Here is a 453-nt window from a genome sequence, read left to right as displayed (position 1 = left end):
CAATATGTATGAAATAATGCAATATACGGAGCGTAATTTAACTATGGTTGAAGCGATAAATTTAACACATAGTGCTGTTGATAAAATCATCAAAACGGCGTGTAGATTTGAATTAGACGAACGCACTACAAGATTTTTTACATTGTTTGAAGTATTTGATATAGATAATAAAACCCTAGATATCAAAGTTAAAATTACACCAACATTTGAAGCTATGCTAAATGGGGTTTGGAAAGCAAAACAATATACCATTTTTGAATTAGCCGAATTTAGCGAACTATCTAGCAAATACAGCCAAACCACTAATCGGCTATGCAGCCAATCTAGACATAGTGGCGAATTTATTATGCGCTGGGCTGATTTTCTAGCACGATTAGATATACCACAAAGCTACGAAGTAGAAGCGATATACAAACGAATTTTAAAACAAGTAATAACAGATTTAAACGAGCT

Annotated in this window: 1 protein-coding gene; it reads left to right on the top strand. The window is 33.1% G+C overall.

What is annotated here, in order from left to right:
* Positions 1-43: 43 nt before the first annotated feature.
* Positions 44-453: replication initiation protein (locus tag CYP28_RS02225; RefSeq protein ID WP_181000414.1), on the top strand; the 410-nt coding region annotated here is incomplete at its 3' end.

It is taken from the genome of Campylobacter concisus, from assembly GCF_002914195.1.
GTDB classification, from domain to species: Bacteria; Campylobacterota; Campylobacteria; order Campylobacterales; family Campylobacteraceae; genus Campylobacter_A; species Campylobacter_A concisus_M.
This window is presented reverse-complemented; position numbering and strand designations above follow the sequence as displayed.